The sequence below is a fragment of the Pseudomonas sp. H3_D04 genome (genome assembly GCF_054669175.1).
The window spans coordinates 234808-257292 of the sequence record NZ_CP162801.1; the positions used below are offsets into that span (position 1 = coordinate 234808).

Annotated in this window: 24 protein-coding genes and 4 tRNA genes; 14 read left to right on the forward strand and 14 right to left on the reverse strand. The window is 58.8% G+C overall.

All coding sequences use genetic code 11. The annotated features are described in order from the left end of the window. Together AB4N91_RS01125 and thiO are read left to right on the forward strand one after the other, a co-directional pair. Positions 1–402, forward strand: a complete 402-nt coding sequence (locus AB4N91_RS01125; RefSeq protein WP_083375726.1) for a type IV pilin protein — start codon at positions 1–3, stop codon at positions 400–402. 58 nt (positions 403–460) lie between these two features. After that, a complete protein-coding gene (gene thiO / locus AB4N91_RS01130; protein WP_077749388.1) occupies positions 461–1561 on the forward strand; it encodes a glycine oxidase ThiO in 1101 nt (366 codons plus the stop codon). Between the two features lie 129 nt (positions 1562–1690). Here the strand turns inward: thiO and AB4N91_RS01135 are convergent, their stop codons facing one another. From AB4N91_RS01135 to AB4N91_RS01150, 4 genes are all read right to left on the reverse strand, one after another. Further along, a complete protein-coding gene (locus tag AB4N91_RS01135; RefSeq protein ID WP_010467552.1) occupies positions 1691–3031 on the reverse strand; it encodes a sigma-54-dependent transcriptional regulator in 1341 nt (446 codons plus the stop codon). A gap of 2 nt (positions 3032–3033) precedes the next feature. Beyond that, positions 3034–4623 (reverse strand): sensor histidine kinase, encoded by a 1590-nt coding sequence (locus tag AB4N91_RS01140; RefSeq protein ID WP_010467553.1) that lies wholly within the window; start codon positions 4621–4623, stop codon positions 3034–3036. Further along, the gene (locus AB4N91_RS01145) at positions 4613–4846 is read right to left on the reverse strand and encodes a PP0621 family protein (RefSeq protein WP_077749386.1); all 234 of its coding nucleotides are present in this window, start codon (positions 4844–4846) and stop codon (positions 4613–4615) included. The genes AB4N91_RS01140 and AB4N91_RS01145 overlap by 11 nt, the downstream gene beginning before the upstream one ends. Positions 4847–4959: 113 nt before the next feature. Next, positions 4960–5982 carry an outer membrane protein assembly factor BamD gene (locus AB4N91_RS01150; protein WP_010467556.1) on the reverse strand — a complete coding sequence of 341 codons (1023 nt, stop codon included), beginning with the start codon at positions 5980–5982 and terminating at the stop codon, positions 4960–4962. Positions 5983–6133: 151 nt separating this feature from the next. Here AB4N91_RS01150 and rluD point away from each other — a divergent pair, with 151 nt between their 5' ends. From rluD to AB4N91_RS01185, 7 genes are all read left to right on the forward strand, one after another. Further along, complete coding sequence (gene rluD / locus AB4N91_RS01155) at positions 6134–7096, forward strand: 23S rRNA pseudouridine(1911/1915/1917) synthase RluD (protein ID WP_007942311.1); 963 nt, start codon at positions 6134–6136, stop codon at positions 7094–7096. Then, positions 7093–7812, forward strand: a complete 720-nt coding sequence (pgeF, locus tag AB4N91_RS01160) for a peptidoglycan editing factor PgeF (RefSeq protein WP_154913035.1) — start codon at positions 7093–7095, stop codon at positions 7810–7812. Before rluD ends, pgeF begins: the two co-directional genes overlap by 4 nt. 156 nt (positions 7813–7968) lie before the next feature. After that, a complete protein-coding gene (gene clpB, locus AB4N91_RS01165; protein ID WP_010467561.1) occupies positions 7969–10533 on the forward strand; it encodes an ATP-dependent chaperone ClpB in 2565 nt (854 codons plus the stop codon). Positions 10534–10833: 300 nt separating this feature from the next. Next, a tRNA-Asn gene (locus AB4N91_RS01170) sits at positions 10834–10909 on the forward strand. 9 nt (positions 10910–10918) lie between these two features. Continuing rightward, positions 10919–10995: transfer RNA gene (locus AB4N91_RS01175), tRNA-Pro, on the forward strand. Between the two features lie 5 nt (positions 10996–11000). After that, positions 11001–11076 (forward strand) — tRNA-Lys (locus AB4N91_RS01180). 95 nt (positions 11077–11171) lie between these two features. Further along, positions 11172–11248: transfer RNA gene (locus tag AB4N91_RS01185), tRNA-Pro, on the forward strand. Positions 11249–11411: 163 nt separating this feature from the next. Here the strand turns inward: AB4N91_RS01185 and AB4N91_RS01190 are convergent. From AB4N91_RS01190 to AB4N91_RS01210, 5 genes are all read right to left on the reverse strand, one after another. Further along, entirely contained in the window at positions 11412–11810 is a 399-nt protein-coding gene (locus AB4N91_RS01190) for an HvfA family oxazolone/thioamide-modified RiPP metallophore (RefSeq protein ID WP_010467563.1), read from the reverse strand. A gap of 304 nt (positions 11811–12114) precedes the next feature. Beyond that, positions 12115–13413 carry an NAD(P)/FAD-dependent oxidoreductase gene (locus AB4N91_RS01195; RefSeq protein WP_010467566.1) on the reverse strand — a complete coding sequence of 433 codons (1299 nt, stop codon included), beginning with the start codon at positions 13411–13413 and terminating at the stop codon, positions 12115–12117. A gap of 60 nt (positions 13414–13473) precedes the next feature. Then, complete coding sequence (locus AB4N91_RS01200) at positions 13474–13647, reverse strand: DUF3094 domain-containing protein (RefSeq protein WP_008028730.1); 174 nt, start codon at positions 13645–13647, stop codon at positions 13474–13476. 51 nt (positions 13648–13698) lie between these two features. After that, a complete protein-coding gene (locus AB4N91_RS01205) occupies positions 13699–14226 on the reverse strand; it encodes an MOSC domain-containing protein (protein ID WP_010467568.1) in 528 nt (175 codons plus the stop codon). Next, complete coding sequence (locus AB4N91_RS01210) at positions 14223–14849, reverse strand: DUF1780 domain-containing protein (RefSeq protein WP_007970534.1); 627 nt, start codon at positions 14847–14849, stop codon at positions 14223–14225. Before AB4N91_RS01210 ends, AB4N91_RS01205 begins: the two co-directional genes overlap by 4 nt. A 129-nt stretch (positions 14850–14978) precedes the next feature. Between AB4N91_RS01210 and AB4N91_RS01215 the strand changes: the two genes are divergently transcribed. The 3 genes from AB4N91_RS01215 (at position 14979) to AB4N91_RS01225 (ending at position 16411) form a co-directional block, all read left to right on the forward strand. Beyond that, positions 14979–15446: a hypothetical protein gene (locus AB4N91_RS01215; protein ID WP_010467572.1), complete on the forward strand. Its 468-nt coding sequence runs from the start codon at positions 14979–14981 to the stop codon at positions 15444–15446. Beyond that, positions 15443–16132, forward strand: coding sequence for an energy-coupling factor ABC transporter permease (locus AB4N91_RS01220; protein ID WP_083375730.1), 690 nt, complete (start codon positions 15443–15445; stop codon positions 16130–16132). Before AB4N91_RS01215 ends, AB4N91_RS01220 begins: the two co-directional genes overlap by 4 nt. 63 nt (positions 16133–16195) lie before the next feature. Beyond that, on the forward strand, positions 16196–16411 hold the full coding sequence (locus AB4N91_RS01225; protein WP_077750266.1) for a hypothetical protein: 216 nt from the start codon (positions 16196–16198) through the stop codon (positions 16409–16411). A gap of 3 nt (positions 16412–16414) precedes the next feature. Here AB4N91_RS01225 and yacG read toward each other — a convergent pair whose 3' ends face one another. Genes yacG through pilB form a run of 5 tightly spaced genes read right to left on the reverse strand, consistent with a single transcriptional unit; the run spans position 16415 to position 21026 of the window. After that, positions 16415–16615, reverse strand: a complete 201-nt coding sequence (yacG, locus tag AB4N91_RS01230; protein ID WP_154913029.1) for a DNA gyrase inhibitor YacG — start codon at positions 16613–16615, stop codon at positions 16415–16417. Continuing rightward, complete coding sequence (gene coaE, locus AB4N91_RS01235; RefSeq protein WP_042932554.1) at positions 16612–17235, reverse strand: dephospho-CoA kinase; 624 nt, start codon at positions 17233–17235, stop codon at positions 16612–16614. The genes yacG and coaE overlap by 4 nt, the downstream gene beginning before the upstream one ends. Then, the gene (locus AB4N91_RS01240; RefSeq protein ID WP_010467582.1) at positions 17232–18104 is read right to left on the reverse strand and encodes a prepilin peptidase; all 873 of its coding nucleotides are present in this window, start codon (positions 18102–18104) and stop codon (positions 17232–17234) included. The genes coaE and AB4N91_RS01240 overlap by 4 nt, the downstream gene beginning before the upstream one ends. Before the next feature lies 1 nt (position 18105). Further along, positions 18106–19323, reverse strand: coding sequence for a type II secretion system F family protein (locus AB4N91_RS01245; protein ID WP_010467583.1), 1218 nt, complete (start codon positions 19321–19323; stop codon positions 18106–18108). A gap of 2 nt (positions 19324–19325) precedes the next feature. Further along, the gene (gene pilB / locus AB4N91_RS01250) at positions 19326–21026 is read right to left on the reverse strand and encodes a type IV-A pilus assembly ATPase PilB (RefSeq protein WP_154913027.1); all 1701 of its coding nucleotides are present in this window, start codon (positions 21024–21026) and stop codon (positions 19326–19328) included. A 225-nt stretch (positions 21027–21251) separates the two neighbouring features. Between pilB and AB4N91_RS01255 the strand changes: the two genes are divergently transcribed. Together AB4N91_RS01255 and AB4N91_RS01260 are read left to right on the forward strand one after the other, a co-directional pair. Then, positions 21252–21659 carry a pilin gene (locus AB4N91_RS01255; RefSeq protein WP_010467585.1) on the forward strand — a complete coding sequence of 136 codons (408 nt, stop codon included), beginning with the start codon at positions 21252–21254 and terminating at the stop codon, positions 21657–21659. Between the two features lie 312 nt (positions 21660–21971). After that, positions 21972–22325, forward strand: a complete 354-nt coding sequence (locus tag AB4N91_RS01260; RefSeq protein WP_010467586.1) for a BON domain-containing protein — start codon at positions 21972–21974, stop codon at positions 22323–22325. The last annotated feature ends 160 nt before the right edge of the window (positions 22326–22485 follow it).

Below are 22485 nucleotides of genomic sequence, written 5' to 3' on the forward strand. Positions count from 1 at the left end.
ATGCGTAGATCCAACCGAGGTTTCACCCTGATCGAAATCATGATCGTGATTGCGATCATCGGGATCGTCATCACCATTGGTGCCCCGAGCCTCACCGAGTACGTGAAAAAGGGCCGCCGCACCGAAGTGGCCGGGCTGCTCTCCGAGCAGGCACAGATCCTTGAGCGGTTCTACTCGAAGAACAATGTCTATACCGCTGCCACCGGACTGAGCGCCGGCAACGATTTTTACACCATCACCCCGACCCTGACCGATCAAACCTTTTTGCTGACGGCAACGCGCAAGACCGGCGCTGCAATGGCGACTGACAAGTGCGGGGATTTCACCCTCACCAACACCGGCGTCAGAAGCATGGTCAATGCGACGTCCGGGTTGGTGACCAAAGATTGCTGGGGTCGCTGAGTTCCCTTTTCGGGCGCCTTTTTTGCGCCCTCTGTCTATTTACCGGTTGGATCAGAACATGAGCAGGCAACAGCAAGTGGTGATTGTCGGCGGCGGCGTGATTGGGCTGCTGACAGCGTTCAATCTCGCATCTGAAGTGCAAAGTGTTGTGTTGCTGGATCGTTCGAGCGTGGGGCAGGAATCGTCATGGGCCGGTGGCGGGATTGTTTCCCCGCTCTATCCATGGCGCTACAGTCCGGCAGTCACCGCGCTGGCGCATTGGTCCCAGGATTTTTATCCGCAGCTCGGTGAGCGACTGTTCGCCGCAACCGGGGTTGATCCCGAAGTGCATACCACCGGCCTGTACTGGCTGGATCTGGATGACGAGGCCGAGGCGTTGGCCTGGGCCGAGCGGGAAAACCGTCCGTTGCGGGCTGTGGATATCTCGGCGGCACACGATGCCGTACCAGTGCTGGGCCCCGGGTTTTCCCGGGCGATCTATATGGCTGATGTGGCCAACGTGCGTAATCCACGGCTGGTAAAGTCCCTGAAGGCTGCATTGTTGGCGCTGCCGAACGTGACGATTCGTGAGCAGTGCGAAGTCAGCGGGTTTATTCGCGAAGGCGACAGGGTTGTCGGCGTGCAGACTTCGGTGGGCCCCGTCCACGGTGATCAGGTGGTCCTGACGGCTGGCGCCTGGAGTGGTGACTTGCTCAAGAGTCTGGACCTTGAGTTGCCGGTCGAGCCGGTCAAAGGGCAGATGATTCTGTACAAGTGCGCGGCGGACTTCCTGCCGAGCATGGTGCTGGCCAAGGGGCGTTATGCGATTCCCCGGCGCGACGGACACATTCTGATAGGCAGTACGCTGGAGCATGAAGGCTACGACAAGACGCCGACCGACTCGGCGCTTGAGAGTCTGAAGGCATCAGCGGTAGAGTTGATTCCTGCGCTGGCAGAGGCCGAAGTGGTGGGGCATTGGGCTGGATTGCGCCCAGGTTCGCCGGAGGGTATTCCCTACATTGGCCGAGTGCCGGGGTTCGATGGACTTTGGCTCAACTGCGGGCATTACCGTAACGGGCTGGTACTGGCGCCGGCGTCGTGTCAGTTGTTTGCGGATGTGATGTTGGGCAGGGCGCCGATTATTGATCCTGCGCCGTATGCGCCGACCGGGCGGATCTGACAGCAAGATTCTTTATCGCCTGCCAGATCGCTTTCGCGGGCAAGCCTCGCTCCTACAGGGTTGAGTCGTTCAATACATTTGCGAACGACACACTCCCTGTAGGAGCGAGGCTTGCCCGCGAAGGGGCCCTCAATCCAGACCCAACTTCTTGAGCCGATATCGCATCGATCTGAATGAAAGATTCAACCGCTGAGCCGCCGCCGTGCGGTTCCAGCGGGTTTCCTCCAGTGCCTGGAGGATGAGTTTGCGTTCGACGTTTTCCAGATAATCTTCCAGGTTGTCGATTTGCGTCAGGTCCGGCACGCCGCTCTCTGCCGTGCAGTTACCTTCGGCCAGTCGCAGGTCGCTGGCTTCAATCTGTTTGTCCTCGCACAGGGTGTAAGCCCGCTCCAGCACGTTCTCCAGCTCCCGTACGTTGCCCGGAAAACGGTAACTTTTCAGCGCATCCAGGGCGAGTGGATGGAGTTTTGCGGCGGGTTGACCGCTGCCGGCCGCCAGGCGCTTGAGCACATGGCTGGCCAGCGGTTCGATGTCGTCGCGGCGCTCGCGCAAAGGGGGGACGCGCAGTTCGATCACGTTCAACCGGTAGTACAAATCCTGGCGAAAGCGTTCGGCGGTGACTTCGGCATCGAGGTCTTTGTGGGTGGCACAAAGGATGCGGACATCAACCACCATTTCTTGCTGACCGCCGACACTGCGAATGGCTTTCTCCTGAATGGCTCGGAGCAGTTTGACCTGCATCGCCAAGGGCAGATCGGCCACTTCGTCGAGAAACAGTGTGCCGCCGTGGGCGGCCTGGAACAGCCCTGGTTTGTCTTCGATGGCGCCGCTGAAACTGCCTTTGCGATGGCCGAAGAATTCGCTCTCCATCAACTCTGACGGAATTGCCCCGCAGTTGACCGGGACGAACGGTTGATTAGCCCGCGGGCCCTGCTCGTGGATCAGTCGGGCGACCAATTCCTTGCCACTGCCGGATTCGCCGCTGATGTACACCGGGGCCTGACTGCGTGCGAGTTTGTCGATTTGTTTGCGCAGGTTGCGCATGGGCAGTGAATCGCCCAGCAACCGGCGATCGATGGCGGTACTGGCGCCACCCGGTGCCGGCAAGCGCAGGGCGCTGGTGACCAGTTCGCGCAGGCGCGTCAGGTCAACCGGCTTGGTCAGGAAGTCGAAAGCCCCTGCCTTGAGGGCGTTGATCGCTGTTTCGAGGCTGCCGTAAGCGGTGATCATCGCCACCGGCACGTGTGGGTAACGCTGCTGGATGTACTGCACCAACTCAAGGCCGGTGCCGTCGGGCAGGCGCATGTCGGTCAGGCACAGATCGAATGTCTCGCGCATCAACAAGGCCTGGGCTTCGCCAAGGTTGCGGGCACTGTAGGTATCGAGTTTCATCCGTCCCAGGGTGATTTCCAGTAGTTCGCGGATATCCGGTTCGTCGTCGACGATCAGGACTTTTGGCCGTGGGCTCATGTTCAACTTTGTTTCCGTCCGTGAGCAAAAGTGATGCGAAAGCAGCCGCCGCCTTGGCGTGGTTTGAAGTCTAGGCGGGCCTGGTTGCTTTCGCACAGCTCACGGGACAGATAAAGCCCCAGGCCTGTGCCCTGGCTACTGGTGGTGAAGAACGGTTCGAACAAATGCGTTTGTTGGTCCGGCGCCACGCCGGGGCCGTTGTCCCGGACTTCGAGCGTCGGCAACTGGCTGTCGGGCTCGACAAACAACTCGAGCCAGGCCTGCGCCAGGTCGTGATTCAGGGCGCTATGGCGCCAGGCATTGCGCAACAGATTGTCGAGAATCTGAGTCAGCTGATTCGGGTCCATCAGGGTTTTGAAGTCGCCCGGGCCGATGTGCAGGTGAATCAACTGGCGATCGGTCGCGCCTTCACGGGTTTCGGCGACGAAATGCTCCAGCCACGGCTTCAGATCGAGCCGTTGCGGTACGGTTTGCTGGCGGCGGGACAGTTGCAGGACGTTTTCGATAACCCGATTCATTCGCTGAGAGTGGTCTTGAATAATCTGCGTCAGACGCCGATCCGCGCCGTTCAGTTCCTCGGATTCCTGCAATAGCTGCGCGGCATGACTAACGGCGCCCAGTGGATTGCGGATTTCATGGGCGATACCCGCCGTCAGGCGCCCGAGTGCGGCGAGCTTCAGTTGCTGCGCTTGTTGAGCGATCTGGGCGAGGTCCTCCAGAAATACCAGGGTGTGGTGGTTCGGGCTTTGGTCCAACGCAATGAAGCTGGGTTGCAGTTCTATGCCACTGCTGGCGATTTTCAGGCTTTGCGGTCGCAGCGATGGATTGTTGAACCACAGCTGAAGGCGTTCGACCAAGGCCGGCGAATAGTCGTCGATCAACTGACCATCGAGGTCGTTCTGCCCCAGTAAGGTCAAGGCGCTTTGATTGGCCAGTCGCACCCGCCGCTGGTCGTCCAGCACCAGAATGCCCGTGCGCATGCGGTGCAGGATCAGCGCATTGAGCGCTTCCAGGCCAAGCACTTCACTGGCTCGCTGTTCGGCGAGGTTTTCGCTGACTTCCAGTCGCCTGATCAGACCTTGCACGAGCAACGCCGCGGCAAAACACAGCGCGCCGAGAGTGCCGACTTGCAGGTACTCGCCGGGACTGATCGGGTGACTGAAACTCAGGAGGAAGCCAAGGCCGACGATGCCAAGGGCGGCGACCGCCGCGATCAACAAGCCGATACGTCCGCGCAACAGGGTGTTGCTGATGGCCACCGAGACAATGAGCAGGTTGCCGATGGCGCTGGCCACACCGCCCGCGGCATAGAACAGGCCGCACAGCAGCAGGACATCGACCAATGCGAGGCTGAAAAGCTGTGCCGGCCGTCGGGTGTTTTGCCAAAAGACCACCAGCAGGATGTTCAGCACCAGGTACAACCAACTGCCACTGCGCAGCAGGTCATCCTGGGCGAAGGCCAGCAGCTGGTTGTCCATGTTGCTGGAAATCAACAGTACGAGGGTGATGCCGACGCTTAAACGGTAGAGATGGTAAAGACGCAGCAGTCGCTGTGCCTGTTTGCCGCCGGGAGTGGACGTCTCAGCGACCACTTGGGCCCGGGCCTTGCTCTAGGTGAGCCTGGCTGCAATACCACTGTTGTTGAAGGCTCAGCGCGCGATCGCGGGGCAGGTGTACGCCGCAATGCGCGCAGCGGACCATCGGTGCGGCATCCAGCTCGGCGGAGGACCTGGGCGTGGAATTCGAAGCCTTGAACTTGCGCCAGAACCATACCGCAGCGGCAATCAGGGCGATCCAGAACAGTAAACGAAGCATGGTGAGCTGCTTTATTGGCTAATGAGCAGGCAGTTTAGCCAAGGACCTGACCTGCGCACAGCGCAATAAAAAAGGGAGACTCAAGAGTCTCCCTTTTTGCATAACCCGATGTGTCAGTCGAACACGCCGAAGGTCATGTAGCTGAACCACGAGCGGTCTTCGCTGTTGGCTTCGGACTCGTGTTCCTCTTCTTCGATCACGTCGCCATCTGCATCTTTAGGCTTCAGATCGTTCGGAATCGCGTCCTTGGCATCCTGGAACTGCTTCTGCACGTCCTGGTTGGCGCGGGTTTCGCCCGGTGGCAGAGGAGGACGGGATTCGATCAGGCCCAAGGTGGCCTTGCTCAGCCACGAACGGTTGTCGGCTTCGTCGACCGAAGGCTTGAACTGACCGTCTACCAGGCTTGGGTGGTTCGGGTAGTTGAGCTTCAGGGTTTCAAGGCTGGTGGCTGCCAGGTCGTCCAGGTGCAGACGTTGGTAGGCTTCAGTCATCACCGCCAGGCCGTCACCGACCGAAGGGGTTTCCTGGAAGTTTTCCACTACGTAACGGCCACGGTTTGCAGCGGCGACATAGGCCTGACGGGTCAGGTAGTAGTCGGCAACGTGAATCTCGTAGGCCGCCAGCAGGTTGCGCAGGTAGATCATGCGCTGCTTGGCGTCCGGCGAGTAGCGGCTGTTCGGGAAACGGCTGGTCAGCTGGGCGAACTCGTTGTACGAGTCGCGGGCCGCACCCGGGTCACGCTTGGTCATGTCCAGCGGCAGGAAGCGCGACAACAGGCCGACGTCCTGGTCGAAGGAGGTCAGGCCCTTGAGGTAATACGCGTAATCCACGTTCGGATGCTGTGGGTGCAAACGAATGAAACGCTCGGCAGCAGACTTCGCAGCCTCAGGCTCGGCGTTCTTGTAGTTGGCGTAGATCAGCTCGAGTTGAGCCTGATCGGCGTAGCGCCCGAACGGATAACGCGACTCCAGCGCCTTCAGCTTGGCTGTGGCGGCAGTGTAGCTATTGTTGTCCAGGTCGGTCTGAGCCTGCTGGTACAGCTCGACTTCGCTAAGGTTTTCGTCTACGACTTCCTTCGATGAGCAAGCAGCGGTCAATGCGAGGATGGCGATCAGCAGCAGGTGTTTCACTTGCATGGCGGCTTGCGTCCCTATGACGGCCGCTGTCTTGGGCGGGGCCGTCCTGTTATGATGAGCGCCCCGTTGAATAGCCTCGGGGCAAAAGACGCCGTATTTAACCACAAGCGCGCAGCCGAAACCAAAGGCTGTGCCGACGCCTAGTCTGAGCATGTCCGATAAAATTGAACTTCGCGCAGAGGTGCCGTCCGAATTGGGCGGCCAACGCCTCGATCAAGTCGCCGCACAATTATTCGCTGAGCACTCGCGCTCGCGCCTTTCCGCCTGGATCAAAGACGGCCGCCTGACTGTGGATGGGGCGGTTATCCGCCCGCGAGACATCGTTCATGGTGGCGCCATTCTTGAACTGACTGCCGAGCAGGAAGCTCAGGGCGAATGGATCGCTCAAGACATCGAGCTGGACATCGTCTATGAAGACGATGACATCCTGGTGATCAACAAACCTGCGGGCCTGGTGGTGCATCCTGCCGCCGGTCACGCGGATGGCACCTTGCTCAACGCCCTGCTGCACCACGTGCCGGACATTATCAATGTGCCGCGCGCCGGTATCGTGCATCGCCTGGACAAGGACACCACCGGTCTGATGGTGGTGGCCAAGACCATTCAGGCGCAGACACAGCTTGTCACGCAATTGCAGAGCCGTAGCGTAAGCCGGATCTACGAATGCATCGTGATCGGTGTGGTGACGGCCGGCGGCAAGATCAATGCGCCGATCGGTCGTCACGGCCAGCAACGCCAGCGCATGGCCGTGATGGAAGGGGGCAAGCAAGCCGTCAGCCATTACCGCGTACTTGAGCGTTTCCGCTCTCACACGCACGTGCGGGTGAAGCTGGAAACCGGTCGTACACACCAGATTCGCGTGCACATGGCCCACATCAACTACCCGTTGGTCGGAGATCCTGCCTACGGCGGTCGCTTCCGCATTCCACCGGCCGCCAGTGTGACCATGGTCGAATCGTTGAAGGCGTTCCCGCGTCAGGCACTGCATGCGCGGTTCCTGGAGCTGGATCACCCGACCACCGGTAAACGCATGAGCTGGGAATCGCCATTGCCGGATGATTTCGTCTGGTTACTGACGCTGCTCAAGCAAGACCGCGAGGCGTTCATCGGATGAGTGACTGGCTGATTCCCGACTGGCCTGCGCCTGCCGGGGTGAAAGCCTGCGTTACCACCCGTGCGGGCGGCGTCAGTCTGGCGCCGTTCGACAGCCTCAACCTTGGCGATCACGTCGGCGACAACCCGGAAGCGGTTGCCGAAAATCGCCGACGCCTCACCGATCATTTCTCTATTCAGCCGGCCTGGTTAAAGCAGGTTCACGGCATTGCCGTGGCCCATGCCGACCCCAATATCACGGCAACCGCTGATGCCAGTTGGACGACAACCCCCGGCATTGCCTGCGCGGCAATGACCGCCGATTGCCTGCCAGCGCTATTTTGTGACCGTGCCGGTACTCGCGTCGCGGCGGCCCATGCCGGTTGGCGTGGATTGGCGGCAGGTGTGCTCGAAGCGACGCTCGACAGCCTGGCGGTGCCTCCAGAAGACGTGCTGGTCTGGCTGGGCCCGGCCATTGGCCCGCAAGCCTTTGAAGTCGGCCCGGAAGTGCGCGAGACCTTCGTCCAGCAACTGCCCGAAGCGGCCAAAGCCTTTGTGCTCAGCCAAAACGCTGGCAAGTTCATGGCCGACATCTACGAACTGGCGCGTTTGCGCCTTGCTGTGCGCGGTGTCACTGCTGTTTATGGTGGCGGTTTCTGCACCGTGACCGATCCTCGCTTCTTTTCTTACCGCCGCAATCCACGCACGGGTCGGTTTGCCTCTCTTATCTGGCTGTAGTGCCCTGTCTGGGGTACGAACGCTAGACTTCTCTGATCTACATCAATTCCAAGACGCTTGAATCTCCCAGAATCGACCACATCTAATGAGGTATCTGGCAGGTTTCTTCATTCAGGATGTTTTATAGGTCCGGCCTGCTCAAAAGGAAGGTGACCCATGCGCATAGATCGTTTAACCAGCAAATTGCAGTTAGCTCTATCCGACGCCCAATCGCTGGCCGTCGGCCTTGACCATCCCGGCATCGAGCCGGCGCACTTGATGCAGGCCATGCTTGAACAGCAGGGTGGTTCGATCAAGCCGCTGCTGATGCAGGTCGGTTTTGACGTCAACAGCTTGCGTAAAGAGCTGACCAAAGAGCTCGACCAGCTCCCGAAAATCCAGAACCCGACCGGCGACGTGAACATGTCGCAGGATCTGGCGCGCCTGCTTAACCAGGCCGATCGCCTGGCCCAGCAGAAGGGCGATCAGTTCATTTCCAGTGAACTGGTGTTGCTCGCCGCGATGGACGAGAACAGCAAGCTCGGCAAATTGCTGCTCGGTCAGGGCGTCAGCAAAAAAGCCCTCGAAAACGCGATCACTAACCTGCGTGGCGGCGAAGCGGTCAATGACGCCAATCACGAAGAGTCGCGCCAGGCGCTGGATAAATACACCGTCGACCTGACCAAGCGTGCCGAAGAAGGCAAGCTCGACCCGGTGATCGGCCGTGACGACGAAATTCGCCGGACGATCCAGGTCCTGCAACGTCGCACCAAGAACAACCCGGTGCTGATCGGTGAGCCTGGCGTGGGTAAAACCGCCATTGCCGAAGGCCTGGCCCAGCGCATCATCAACGGTGAAGTGCCGGATGGTCTCAAGGGCAAGCGCCTGCTGTCCCTGGACATGGGGTCGCTGATTGCCGGTGCCAAGTACCGCGGCGAGTTCGAAGAACGCCTGAAATCGCTGCTCAACGAGCTGTCGAAGCAGGAAGGTCAGATCATTCTGTTCATCGACGAACTGCACACCATGGTCGGCGCCGGTAAGGGCGAAGGCTCGATGGACGCGGGCAACATGCTCAAACCTGCATTGGCACGCGGCGAATTGCATTGCGTTGGTGCGACCACGCTGAACGAGTACCGCCAATATATAGAGAAGGATGCGGCACTCGAACGACGCTTCCAGAAAGTCCTGGTGGACGAGCCGAGCGAAGAGGACACCATCGCGATTCTGCGGGGCCTCAAAGAGCGTTATGAGGTTCACCACAAAGTCGCGATCACCGACGGTGCCATCATTGCCGCGGCCAAGCTCAGCCATCGCTACATTACCGACCGTCAATTGCCGGACAAGGCCATCGACCTGATCGACGAAGCGGCCAGCCGTATCCGCATGGAGATCGACTCCAAGCCGGAGGTCCTCGACCGTCTGGAGCGCCGTCTGATTCAGCTGAAGGTGGAATCCCAGGCGCTGAAGAAAGAAAGCGACGACGCGGCGAAGAAACGTCTGGAGAAGTTGCAGGAAGAAATCGTTCGACTCGAACGTGAGTATTCGGACCTCGAAGAAATCTGGAACTCGGAAAAAGCCGAGGTACAGGGTTCTGCGCAGATCCAGCAGAAAATCGAACAGTCCCGTCAGGAACTGGAAGCCGCGCGCCGTAAAGGCGACCTGAACCGCATGGCCGAGCTGCAATACGGGGTGATCCCGGACCTGGAGCGCAGCCTGCAAATGGTCGACCAGCATGGCAAAAGCGAAAACCAGTTGCTTCGCAGCAAGGTGACTGAAGAAGAAATCGCTGAAGTCGTCTCGAAGTGGACCGGCATTCCGGTGTCGAAAATGCTCGAAGGCGAGCGCGACAAGCTGATGAAGATGGAAAGCCTGTTGCACCAGCGTGTGATTGGTCAGGACGAAGCGGTGATCGCCGTTTCCAACGCGGTGCGGCGTTCCCGGGCCGGGTTGTCCGACCCGAATCGTCCGAGCGGTTCGTTCATGTTCCTCGGCCCGACCGGTGTCGGTAAAACCGAGCTGTGCAAGGCGCTGGCCGAGTTCCTCTTTGATACGGAAGAGGCGATGGTGCGGATCGACATGTCCGAGTTCATGGAGAAACATTCCGTGGCCCGGCTGATCGGTGCGCCACCGGGCTACGTGGGCTATGAAGAGGGCGGTTACCTGACTGAGGCGGTGCGTCGCAAGCCTTACTCGGTGATCCTCCTGGACGAGGTCGAGAAGGCCCACCCGGATGTGTTCAACATCTTGCTGCAAGTGCTGGAAGATGGCCGCTTGACCGACAGCCATGGCCGCACGGTAGATTTCAAGAACACCGTGATCGTCATGACCTCCAACCTGGGCTCGGTGCAGATCCAGGAACTGGTCGGTGATCGGGAGGCGCAACGTGCGGCGGTGATGGATGCGATTTCCACGCACTTCCGGCCGGAGTTCATCAACCGGGTCGACGAAGTGGTGATCTTCGAGCCGTTGGCGCGGGATCAGATCGCGGGCATTACCGAGATCCAGTTGGGTCGTCTGCGCAGTCGCCTGACTGAGCGCGAGTTGAAACTGGAGCTGAGTCCAGAGGCCATGGACAAGCTGATCGCGGTGGGTTACGACCCGGTGTACGGCGCACGACCGCTCAAACGAGCGATTCAGCGCTGGATCGAGAACCCGCTGGCACAGCTGATTCTGTCCGGTCGATTCATGCCTGGCGACACGGCTGTCGGCAAGGTGGAGAACGACGAGATCGTATTTGCCTGACCCGTCACGGCGGTGAAATAAACAAGGCCTCGCATTGCGAGGCCTTTTTTTCGTCAGGTTGTTGAACTGAAAGGAAAAGGCTTGTAAAGTGCGCCCCGCAGTAAGTCGCCCGTAAGGGTTTCTGCTCCCCAAGCAGAAATCTGAAATAAGTTGCAAATCATTAACTTGAATGCAATTTAAGGGGTTGACAGAGGTGCTTAAGATTGTAGAATAGCGCGCCTCAGACACACGAACGCAGCGATGCGAACGGGTCGAAGAGAGTGCAACAAAGCGTCAAACGTTGTAATTGAAATATGTAGTTCCGTGATAGCTCAGTCGGTAGAGCAAATGACTGTTAATCATTGGGTCCCAGGTTCGAGTCCTGGTCACGGAGCCAATTTCAAACCGGGGTATAGCGCAGTCCGGTAGCGCGCCTGCTTTGGGAGCAGGATGTCAGGAGTTCGAATCCCCTTACCCCGACCATTTTTGGGTCGTTAGCTCAGTTGGTAGAGCAGTTGGCTTTTAACCAATTGGTCGTAGGTTCGAATCCCACACGACCCACCATTTTTGAAACCAGTTAACGCTGGGATCAGATCTTAAGATCAGACGCCAAAAGCTCTGTTCGCAGAAGGCGCCTTTAAAAGGTGCCTTTTTTTTACCGGGGTATAGCGCAGTCCGGTAGCGCGCCTGCTTTGGGAGCAGGATGTCAGGAGTTCGAATCCCCTTACCCCGACCATATTAAAAATCCTCGTATCGAAAGATACGGGGATTTTTTTTGTCTGCAAAAAACAACACTTCAGTTATCGTATAACTCCAGGGCAGCGCTTCCAGGTGTAAATCGCCAGCCGAAAAAAAACCGCGTTTCCCGAAAGAAAAACGCGGTTTGATTCCTGAAGGGCTTAAGCGCCGTCTTGGTCTTTCAGGTGTTCGAACAGACCTTTTGGCATTTTCTTGCCATTGGCTTCGAAGTTGGCTTTTACGTTGTCGTAAGCCTCTTGCTCGTCGATGAAGCCGTCATGGTTGGTGTCGATCTTGTCGAAATTGGACTTCGGCGCGACTTTCTGGAATTCGGCGCGGGAGACCTTGCCGTCGCCATCGGTATCGGTCTTCGCCATCGACGCATCGCCACACTTGCCTTCGCCACATTTGCCTTCAGGGGTTTTCACCACCTGTTCGGCCGAGGCCAGCAAATAGCCTTGGGTCAACGGCTGTGCAGCGAATACGGAACCGGACAACATCATGCCGCCGGCTAAAACAGCGCCGAGCAGGCCAATAGTGTTTTTGGTAGTACGGGACATTTCAATACTCCTGGGTTGCACGACACAACCGTTCGATAAAGGACGCCACGTGAGTGCGGCGATAACCGTAGCGGGCGAGTTGCCTTGCTCGGATGTGGCCATTTAAAGGGCGGGGTGTATCGCTACTGTGTCGCGCAAGGGGGAGTTTGTAAGCGAAGGGGAGGAATCGTGGGGGGAGATACAGTGGGACACACAAGTGGACCGAGGTGCCTCATTCGCGGGCAAGCCTCGCTCCTACAGATCGGTGGTTAACTTGTAGGAGCGAAGCGTGCCCGCGAAGAGGCCCTAATGGACGCTGAAGATGTTAATGCAGTTTGAGTCGCGGCTCAGTCCCGCGCCCAATCTTGCTGCCGAGCATCAACATCGCCGTACGAAACGCGCCATACAGCGCCATCTGGTGCATGCGATACAGCGACACGTAAAACATCCGCGCCAGCCAGCCTTCGAGCATCACGCTTCCGGTCAGGTTGCCCATCAAGTTACCCACAGCCGAAAAACGCGACAGTGAGATCAGCGAGCCGTAGTCGGTGTATTTGTACTCCGGCAACGCCTTGCCTTCGATCCGCAGTTTCAGCGATTTTGCCAGTAACGAGGCCTGCTGATGTGCGGCTTGCGCGCGCGGCGGTACGTTACGATCGGTGCCCGGTTGAGGGCAGGCCGCGCAGTCACCGAAGGCGAAGATGTTTTCATCGCGGGTGGTTTGCAGAGTCGGCAGCACTTGCAGCTGGTTGATGCGGTTGGTTTCCAGGCCATCGATGTCTTTGAGGAAACCCGGCGCACGAATGCCGGCGGCCCAGACTTTCAGGCTGGCGTTGATCACGTTGCCATCGGCAGTGATCAAGCTATCAGCGGTCACTTCGCTGACGGCGGCGTTGGTCATCACATTGACCCCGAGTTTCTCCAGGGTTTTATGCACAGGCCCGCCGATGCGTTCCGGCAGGGCTGGCAGCACTCGTGGGCCGGCTTCGATCAGGGTGATGTGCATGTTTTCCGGTTTGATCCGGTCCAGGCCATAGGCCGCCAGCTCGTGGGCGGCGTTGTGCAGTTCTGCTGCCAGTTCGACACCGGTGGCACCCGCGCCAACGATGGCGACGCTGATCTGCTCGACCTTGTCGGTCTGCCCGGCATGGGCGCGCAGGTAGTGATTGAGCAGTTGCTGGTGGAAACGCTCGGCCTGTTTGCGGGTGTCGAGAAACAGGCAATGCTGCGCCGCGCCCTGCGTGCCGAAATCGTTGGTGGTACTGCCGACGGCAATCACCAGCGAGTCGTAAGCCACTTCACGCGCCGGTACCAGTTCCAGGCCGGCTTCGTCGTAAGTGGCGGCCAGCTGGATTTTCTTCTGCTCGCGGTCGAGGCCACTCATGCGCCCCAGCTGGAACTCGAAGTGGTTCCATTTCGCCTGGGCAACATAGTTGAGTTCGTCTTCGGAAGAGTTCAGCGACCCGGCCGCCACTTCGTGCAACAACGGCTTCCAGATGTGGGTCAGGTTCGCGTCGACCAGCATCACGCTGGCAGTGCCACGTTTGCCCAGAGTCTTACCCAGACGGGTAGCCAACTCCAGACCGCCGGCGCCGCCGCCAACGATGACAATACGATGAGTCATAGGGATATCTCGCAAGGCTAAAAGAAATCGGTGCAGTCAACCGAGCGAGCGCGAGGCAGCTCATAGCGTCAGGTAACTGATAAATCGGCTCAACAGGCCTAAACCAATGGTCACTGCCAACACCACCACCAGGAGCATCCACGGCCGGAAAGGCCGGCGCTCGACTCGGTGCTGGGACAGGTGCAGGTACTCTTCGACATGCTTCTGGTCGTCGGGGTTCAGGCGGCTGGTCATATTGGGCCTCGTCAGGTAGACGTTGCTGAAGGTGTAGAAGCTACAGGCTGATTAACGAACGTTGAACGGAGCATAGCCGCTGTCGGGAATGGGCTCGACGCTCACCCTGTCGTCCAGGCGAATGATTCCACCTTGTAGCACTCGGGCCGTGATTCCGCCATGTCCGCGCACAGCCTGAAACGTTCCGGGGCCGAGGTTGTTTTGCAGGCGCGCGCAAGGCTGGCACCAGCCGGTGGTTTCGAAAATCGCCTGGCCGATGCGGAAGCGACGACCCTTGAGGCTGAACAGGTTGATACCACTGATAACGAGGTTGCGCCGCAAATCTTCAGGCAAGACCGGTTTGTCGTGCGGGCGGCCCATCAGCGAACTGATCACCGCCAGATGCTCCCACTGAATCAACGTCACTTGCCGTGCGTTACGGACTCCCGGGCGGGCTCGATCGCCAGTCAGGCCGGCTTCAAGTCGCGCCTCAACGGCATCCAGTTCGATCATTGGCACGTGAGGCTCCGGGCGCACGCCGATCCAGCGCACGCGGCCGGCTTGCGGGACTTCGGCGATTAATGCCTGCAATGGGCTCACAGGCTGATCCCGACGTCGAAAACGATGCTGCGGCCAAGGTTACTGCGCAGGAAGTCCGGAGCGTCCGGATGTGCAAACAGCACTCGGGCGAAGGTCGGACCGACCAACGACAGCGAGCGCCAGCCCTGGCGCAAATATTCGGTCGGCGGCGGAAAATGGCTGTTGAGGTCCAGTACTTCACGCTTGAGGCTGGCGAACGCAATGATGTCCAGTTCCCCCAGGTCCATGCCGCGTTCTTTGTAGTTGTGGGCTTTTTTACGCAAGGTCGGCGCCAGTCTCAGCAGGAATTCATTGGCGGGAATGCGTCGGGGCTTGGCCTCGCGACGCACCAGTTGGCTCAGGGAAAACGCGCTGCGCCGGCGTTGCAGTTCATCGCGCCATTCGTCGTTGAGACGCCGTCCCTCGTCGAGGACGAAGAACACCTCGAAACTGGCGTCGCGGAACAGCACGTCCGGCGGCTCCCCGGCAGGCGCGAACTCGTCGGCGCGATAGGGAATGTTCAGGCCTTGCAACAGGCGCTGACAAACCCAACGCTCACGCTCCCATTTGCGGGCATTGGACAGAAAGGCGTTGGCTTGCTCGGCCGCGATGGTCAGCAGGCGTAAATAATCTGAGTCATCCATAGGCCCAAGCTTAGCGTTCAAATGCGACAAGCAGAAAGCGTTTACCGGTAAAGGACGTCACTGGGCAGTCGGATCGGGCGGTGTAGACTGATGGCCACTGTGTGTAATTGATCCGACAAGGGGGTGAATGTGAAATATTGGCCGGTGTTGCTACTGGGGCTTCTGCCCTTATGGGCCCAGGCGGTGGAGGTGGGCGAGCGACTCGCGCCCTGGACCTTGCTCGATCAATTCGACCAGGCCTATACGCTCGATCACCAGACTCAGACGTTGCTGGTGGCGCGAAGCATGGACGCCGCCAAACTGGTTGACGCTGCGCTGAAAGGCGAGCCCAAGGGTTATCTGGAGGCGCGCCACGTTGTGTTTTTAGCGGACATCCAGCGCATGCCACGGCTGATCGCGAAGATGTTTGCCGTTCCGGCCATGCGTGATTACTCCTATCGGGTCATGTTGGACCGCGAGGGGCGTGTGGCGCCGCGTTATCCCGGGGCTGTGGATAAAGTGCTGTGGCTGCAACTCAAAGATGGCCAATTGGTTGCGCAACACGAATATGCCACGGCCGCGCAGTTGCATGAGGCGCTGGAGAAGGCTGGACCATGATCGGTGCCGAGCTGCTGTCCCAGCAAACGCTGACAGTCGGCTGGCTGATTTATGTGTCCGTGCTGCTCTGGGCCCTCTGGCGTGCGCCTTGGGTTGAGCTGTTCACCGACAGCCGCCGTCAGCATTTGCTGTTTGGCACAGTGTTCGCGCTGTTCATGCTGTGGCTGGTGCGACGTGATTTCGATACAGGCGTGTCGTATCACTTCATCGGCATGACGGCTGTGACGTTGCTGCTGGACTGGCCACTGGCGATCGTCGGTGCCTTGGTGGCGCAATGCGGGCTGGTGCTGCTCGGGCGTCAGGACCTGGCGGCCGTCGGGGTCAACGGTGCGCTGCTGATTGTGCTGCCGGTGCTGGTGACCGAATGCTGTGCGATCCTGGTCGAACGCGCGCAGCCACGTAATCCCTTTGTGTATATCTTCGTTTCCGGCTTCTTCGCCGCGGCGTTGTCAGCGTTGCTGTGTCTATTACTGGCGCTGTGGCTGTTGTGGTTCAACGAACGTTTCGAGATGCCGTACTGGCTTGAGGATTTTGTCGGTTATCTGTGGCTGCTGATTTTTCCCGAAGCCTTCATCAACGGCATGATTGTCAGCGCGCTGGTGGTGTTCAGTCCGGAATGGCTGGAGACCTTCAACCGCACACGCTACCTTTCGGCGCCCTGGAAAGACGACGATCCCAAATCTTGATCCACATCAAATCGATAAAACGCTGACGCTTTCATGCTCCACAAAACCTACAGGAGCATCGATATGAGTGTGTACGAATGGGCAAGGCAGGAACTGCGTCAGAGTCTGGATAGTGCACAGGAAGTGGGGTTTGATCCGGGATTGAGCCTGCGCGCCTTGCTCAGCGCGGTGGTGCAGCAGAGCAAAGCGGTGCGCAGTGCCGAAGACCTGGCCGACGAGTTGCGCTTTCTGGCGGAAAACCTCGATGAAGACCAGGACTACGGCTTTATGCGGCCTTGAGTGTCAGTGACGCGGGTCGAAGTCTTCGCTGAACATCTCGTCTTCGGCGTCCGGGCTGACCGGAATCTTGTGTTCTTCCGACGCCCAGGCGCCCAGGTCGATCAGTTTGCAACGGTCCGAACAGAATGGCCGGAATTTGCTCTCCGGGCTAAATTCAACGGGGGCGCCGCAAGTTGGGCATTCGACGGTTGGGATCTGGCTCATGACTGGCCTCCACGCAAAGTAAGGTAAAAGTGATGCAGGCGTTCGACCTCGCTGTGCAGCCAGGCGAGGTCGCGGTCGTTGACCACCACATCGTCGGCGTGGCTCAAGCGGTCCTGGCGGCTGGATTGCGCCTTGAGGATCGCCTGGACCTGTTGCTCGCTGGTCTGGTCACGCTGCAAGGTGCGTTCGATCTGTAGCTGTTCCGGGGCATCGATCACCAGGACCCGTTGGGTCATGGCGTACTGCCCGGACTCGATCAGCAACGGCGAAACCAGAATCGCGTAAGGCGATTGTGCCTTGGCCAGGTGATCGGTGATTTCCTTGGCGATCAGCGGATGCAGCAACGCTTCGAGCCAGCGGCGTTCCTCCGGCACCTCAAAGATCAGTTTGCGCAACGCCGCGCGATCCAGTTGTCCGTCGGCTTGCAATACGCCGGGGCCGAAATGTTCAGCGATTTTCGCCAGCGCCGGGCGCCCCGGCTCCACCACCCAACGGGCTGCGTGATCGGCGTCCACCACGTGCACGCCCAGGTCGATGAAGTGCTGGGCAGCCGCGCTTTTGCCGCTGCCGATGCCGCCGGTCAGGCCGAGAATCCAGGGTTTTTCCACAGGGGTATTCATTTCAAACCGACAAACTGCCAATAGAAGCCGGTTATTTGACCACCCCAGAGCAAGGCAATCCAGCCGGCAATTGCCAGAAAGGGTCCGAAGGGGATCGGAGTCGAGGTTTGCGCGTTGCGCAGTCGCAGCAAAATCACCCCGATGATGGCCCCCACGAGCGATGACAGCAGAATGGTCAACGGCAATATCTGCCAGCCGCCCCAGGCCCCGAGCAGGGCCAGTAACTTGAAATCGCCATGGCCGATGCCGTCCTTGCCGGTGAGCAGCTTGAACAGCCAGAACACCGACCACAAGGTCATATAACCGGCCACTGCGCCCCACAATGCCTCATGCAGTGACACGAACAGCCCGAAGCTGTTGACGATCAACCCCAGCCACAGCAATGGCAGTACCAGCACATCCGGCAACAGTTGATGCTCAGCGTCGATCAGACTCATCGCCAGCAGGCCCCAGGTCAGCACCAGCACCATGCAGGCCTGCCAGCCGAAGCCGAAATGCCAGGCGATAAACCCCGAGAGCAGACCGCAGGCCAGTTCAGTCAGCGGATAACGTTTGCTGATTGGCGCGGCGCAGTTCGAGCATCGACCCCGTAAAAACAGATAACTGAGCAGCGGGATGTTTTCCCAGGCGCGGATTCGATGGTCGCACTGCGGGCAGTGGGAATGAGGCAGCATCAAGTTGTAGGCGGTGCCCGGTGCCTCGGGCGGAACACCCAACACGTCATGGGCTTGCAGCCGCCATTCGCGTTGGAGCATTTTCGGCAGGCGCCAGACCACCACGTTGAGGAAACTGCCTACCAGCAGGCCGACTGCCAAGGCGATGACCACGAACACCAGCGGGTAGAGGATCAGGACTTCGTTCAAGGGCATGTCAGATCGCTGAGCCGAGTTGGAAGATGGGCAGGTACATCGCAACCACCAGGCCACCGACAATAACACCCAGCACCACCATGATGAACGGCTCCATCAGGCTGGTGAGGTTATCGACCATATTGTCCACTTCGTCCTCGTAGAAGCTCGCGACCTTATCGAGCATGTCGTCCAGAGCGCCGGATTCTTCGCCAATGGCGGTCAGCTGGATCGCCATACTGGGAAAGATGCCGGAGGTGCGCATCGAGAAATTCAGCTGCATGCCGGTCGACACGTCCTGCTTGATGCGCAGCACCGCCCGTTTGAACACGATGTTGCCAGTCGCGCCCGCCACTGAATCCAGGGCTTCGACCAACGGCACGCCGGCGGCGAATGTGGTCGACAGGGTGCGGGCGTAACGGGCCACGGCGGACTTGTACATCAAGGTGCCGATCAGCGGCAGCTTCAGCAGCCAGGTGTCCGTGCGGTCCCGAAAGGCCTCGGATGTTTTAAAGGCGTGGCGCACACCGAAGATCGCGGCGATCAACGCGCCAAGCATCATCCACCACCAGGCCTGCAAGAACTCCGACAAGCCGATGACCATCACGGTGAAGGCCGGCAACTCGGCGCCAAAGCCCTTGAACACCGACTCGAACTGCGGCACCACCTTGATCAGCAGAATCCCGGTGACAATGATCGCCACAAAGACCACGGCCAGCGGGTAGGTCATGGCTTTCTTGATCTTGGCCTTGAGGCTTTCGCTCTTTTCCTTATAGGTCGCCACCCGTTCCAGCAGGGTATCCAGAGCGCCAGCCTGCTCACCTGCGTCGACGAGGTTGCAGTACAGCTCGTCGAAATACTGCGGTTTTTTACGCAAGGACGCAGCGAAGCTGTTACCCGCCGCGACTTCCTGCTTCACCTCGTCCACCAGTTTGCGCATGGCCGGGTTGTCGAAGCCTTCACCGATGATGTCGAACGATTGCAGCAGCGGCACGCCGGCTTTCATCATCGTTGCCATTTGCCGGGTAAACAGGGCGATTTCCTGAGCCTTGATCCGATTGCCGAAACTGAAAATCGAGGCGGATTTCTTGCGCACCTTGCCGGGGTTGATCCCCTGCTTGCGCAACTGAGCCTTGATCAAGGCCGGGTTGAGACCGCTCAACTCGCCGGTCATCTTTGATCCTTTCCTGTCCGTGCCTTCCCAGGCGTAGACGCTGATTTTTGCTGCTTTGACCGCCATGTTCAGTCCTTGGTGACCCGGTTGATTTCTTCAAGGCTGGTGACGCCTTGCATGGCCTTGATCAAGCCCGAGGTGCGCAAGTCATTAAAGCCGTCCTTGCGCATCTGAATGTCGATTTCCAGGGAATTGCCTTCGGCCATGATCAGCCGTTGCAGGTCCGGTGTGTTTTTCACCACTTCATAAATCCCCACTCGCCCCTTGTAACCGCCATTGCACTGATCGCAACCGACCGGCTCATAGATCGTGAACGAGCCGATGCGTTCCTCGGGGAAGCCTTCCTTGAGCAACGCCTCGCGGGGAATCTCGATGGGTTTCTTGCAATGGCTGCACAGTTTGCGCGCCAGCCGCTGGGCGATGATCAGGGTGACCGAGGTGGCGATGTTGAAGCCCTGAATGCCCATGTTGTGCAGGCGGGTCAGGGTTTCCGCGGCGCTGTTGGTGTGCAGGGTGGAAAGCACCATGTGCCCGGTCTGGGCGGCCTTGATGGCGATTTCGGCGGTTTCGAGGTCGCGGATCTCACCGACCATGATCACGTCCGGGTCCTGACGCAGGAACGAGCGCAGAGCCTGGGCGAAATCCAGCCCTTGCTTGGGATTGACGTTGACCTGATTGATGCCTTCCATGTTGATCTCCACCGGGTCTTCGGCGGTGGAGATGTTGATGTCCACGGTGTTGAGGATATTCAGCCCGGTGTAGAGCGACACGGTCTTGCCCGAACCGGTCGGCCCGGTGACCAGGATCATGCCCTGTGGCTGCTTCAGCGCAGCCATGTACAAGGCTTTCTGTTCAGGCTCGTAGCCGAGGGCGTCGATGCCCATTTGTGCGCTGGACGGGTCGAGGATCCGGATCACCACTTTCTCGCCCCACAGGGTCGGCAGGGTGTTGACCCGGAAGTCGATGGACTTGGTCTTGGACAGGCGCATCTTGATCCGTCCGTCCTGGGGTTTGCGCCGCTCGGAGATGTCGAGGCTGGCCATGACTTTCAGCCGCGCCGCAATGCGGTTGGCCAGTTGGCTCGGCGGCTTGGCGACTTCTCGCAGCATGCCGTCGGTGCGCATCCGCACCCGGTAGGTTTTTTCGTAGGGCTCGAAATGCAGGTCGGAAGAGCCGCTCTTGATCGCATCGAGCAACATCTTGTGGACGAAGCGCACCACCGGCGCGTCATCGGCATCCTGGCCGGCGATGGCGTCCTTTTTGTTGTCGTCGACCGACTCGATGTCCAGCCCGTCAAGGTCAACATCGGCCATGTCTTCCAGGCCGGTTGCTTGGCTGTCGAAGAACTTCTCGATGGCATCGCCGAGCTTATCGTCCTCTACCAGAATGGCTTCGGTGTTCAGACCTGTGCTGAACTGGATGTCATTGATGGCTTGATGATTGGTCGGGTCGGAAACCCCCACGAACAGTTTGTTGCCACGGCGCCAGAGGGGCAGGGCGTGGTGCTGACGGATCAGTTTCTCGCTGACCAACCCTCGAGGCTGGGCTTCCTTGTCCAGGCAATTGAGGTCGAGCAGCGCCATGCCGAAATGCTCCGAGGCAATCTCGGCAACCTGCCGGCTCTTCACCAGCTTGTTCTGCACCAGGTAACTGACCAGGGAGATTTTGCTGCGTTGGGCATGCAGATACGCCTGTTGCGCGCTTTGCTCAGTGAGCAGTTCGGCCATGACCAGTTGCTTGGCCAGACCGCTTAGGGCGATGTCATTCATGGGGATACCGGACGCAGACAGTTCATGACTTATAGCCTAGTCAAGGCGCTGAGCCAAACCAGCGGCCGTCAGGTGACAAATAGTGTCAGATAGTGCGGATCCTGGGGGTAGGAAAGGTCCCTGATCTGGCTTCACGCCCCGCCAACTGGGGGCGCAGCGCTTGGCACGGGCTGTGCTGAAGTTCATTCAGATCATGAGATTTCGACTCATGCATGGAGCCTGTCTATGAATACTCAAAAAGGTTTTACCCTGATCGAGCTGCTGATCGTGGTGGCGATCATCGGGATTCTGGCGACGTTTGCGTTGCCGGCTTATTCGAAGTATCAAGCGCGTGCCAAGGTGACGGCCGGTCTGGCAGAGATCACGGCGTTGAAAGTCCCGTTTGAGGACCTCATGAACTCTGGTACCAATCCGGATCTGACAAAAGTGGGCGGAACCGCCACGACTTCCAATTGCACAACCACGGCAGCGGGTGTCGCGACTGATGGTACCGGCACCATCGGTTGCACGATCCTCAACGCTCCAGGTCCGGTCTTGAGCAAAACCATTACCCTGACGCGCTCTCTGACTGGCTGGACTTGCGCCACCACGGTGGCTCAGGAGTACGCACCTAAAGGCTGCACAGGCGTCTGATACTCGCGGTTAACAAATGCCCCGCCTTTCACGAGGTGGGGCATTTTTTTGTCTGTTGAAGGGAAAAACTCGTTAAAGAAAGAAATTCTCGACAATTCATGGCCTTAGGCCCACGTCAAAACCCGCAACTTGCATGTAGAGAATCACCAAGTCATGCATTTTGCATGATTCCGAAAATCTGGTTGTTTTATAAGTTGTTGTTTTATAAGGATTTATTGGCTGTCTCAAAGTTGGCACAGCGTTCGCAATATACCCAGTAACCCTGCTGACAAGACACGCAGCAGACTTTCTAGAAAAACAGGAGTTACTCGTATGAAGAAGTTCGCTATCGCTGCCGCTACTGCTACCGCGCTGACCCTGACCATGGCCAACGCTGCATTCGCTCAAACCCAAGCGACTCAGGCTCCAATGGTCCTGGCCGCCGGTGAAGTGACCCAAGCCAAAGAAGCTACCTCCGATACCTGGATCACCACCAAAGTCAAAGCAGACCTGGTAACCGAAAAAGGCATTCCTGGTACCGACATCAAGGTTGAGACCAACAAAGGTGTTGTTTCCCTGTCGTCCACTGTTGCAGTGACTGAAGCACAGAAAACCACCGCCGTGGCCATCGCCAAGAAAATCAAAGGCGTCCAGGCGGTCTCCGCTGACGGCCTGAAAGCCGAGTAAGGCAAGACTTCTCGCCTGGACTGGGAGAAGGCGCGGCAGGCGGGCCGAGCAATACGCCAGCCGCATCTGGAGAGTTCATGCGAAAGGCCACAAGGATGTGGCCATTACAGGCCTCCGACATTCGTGTCGGGGGCCTGTTCTATTGTGGGCGTCGCACAAA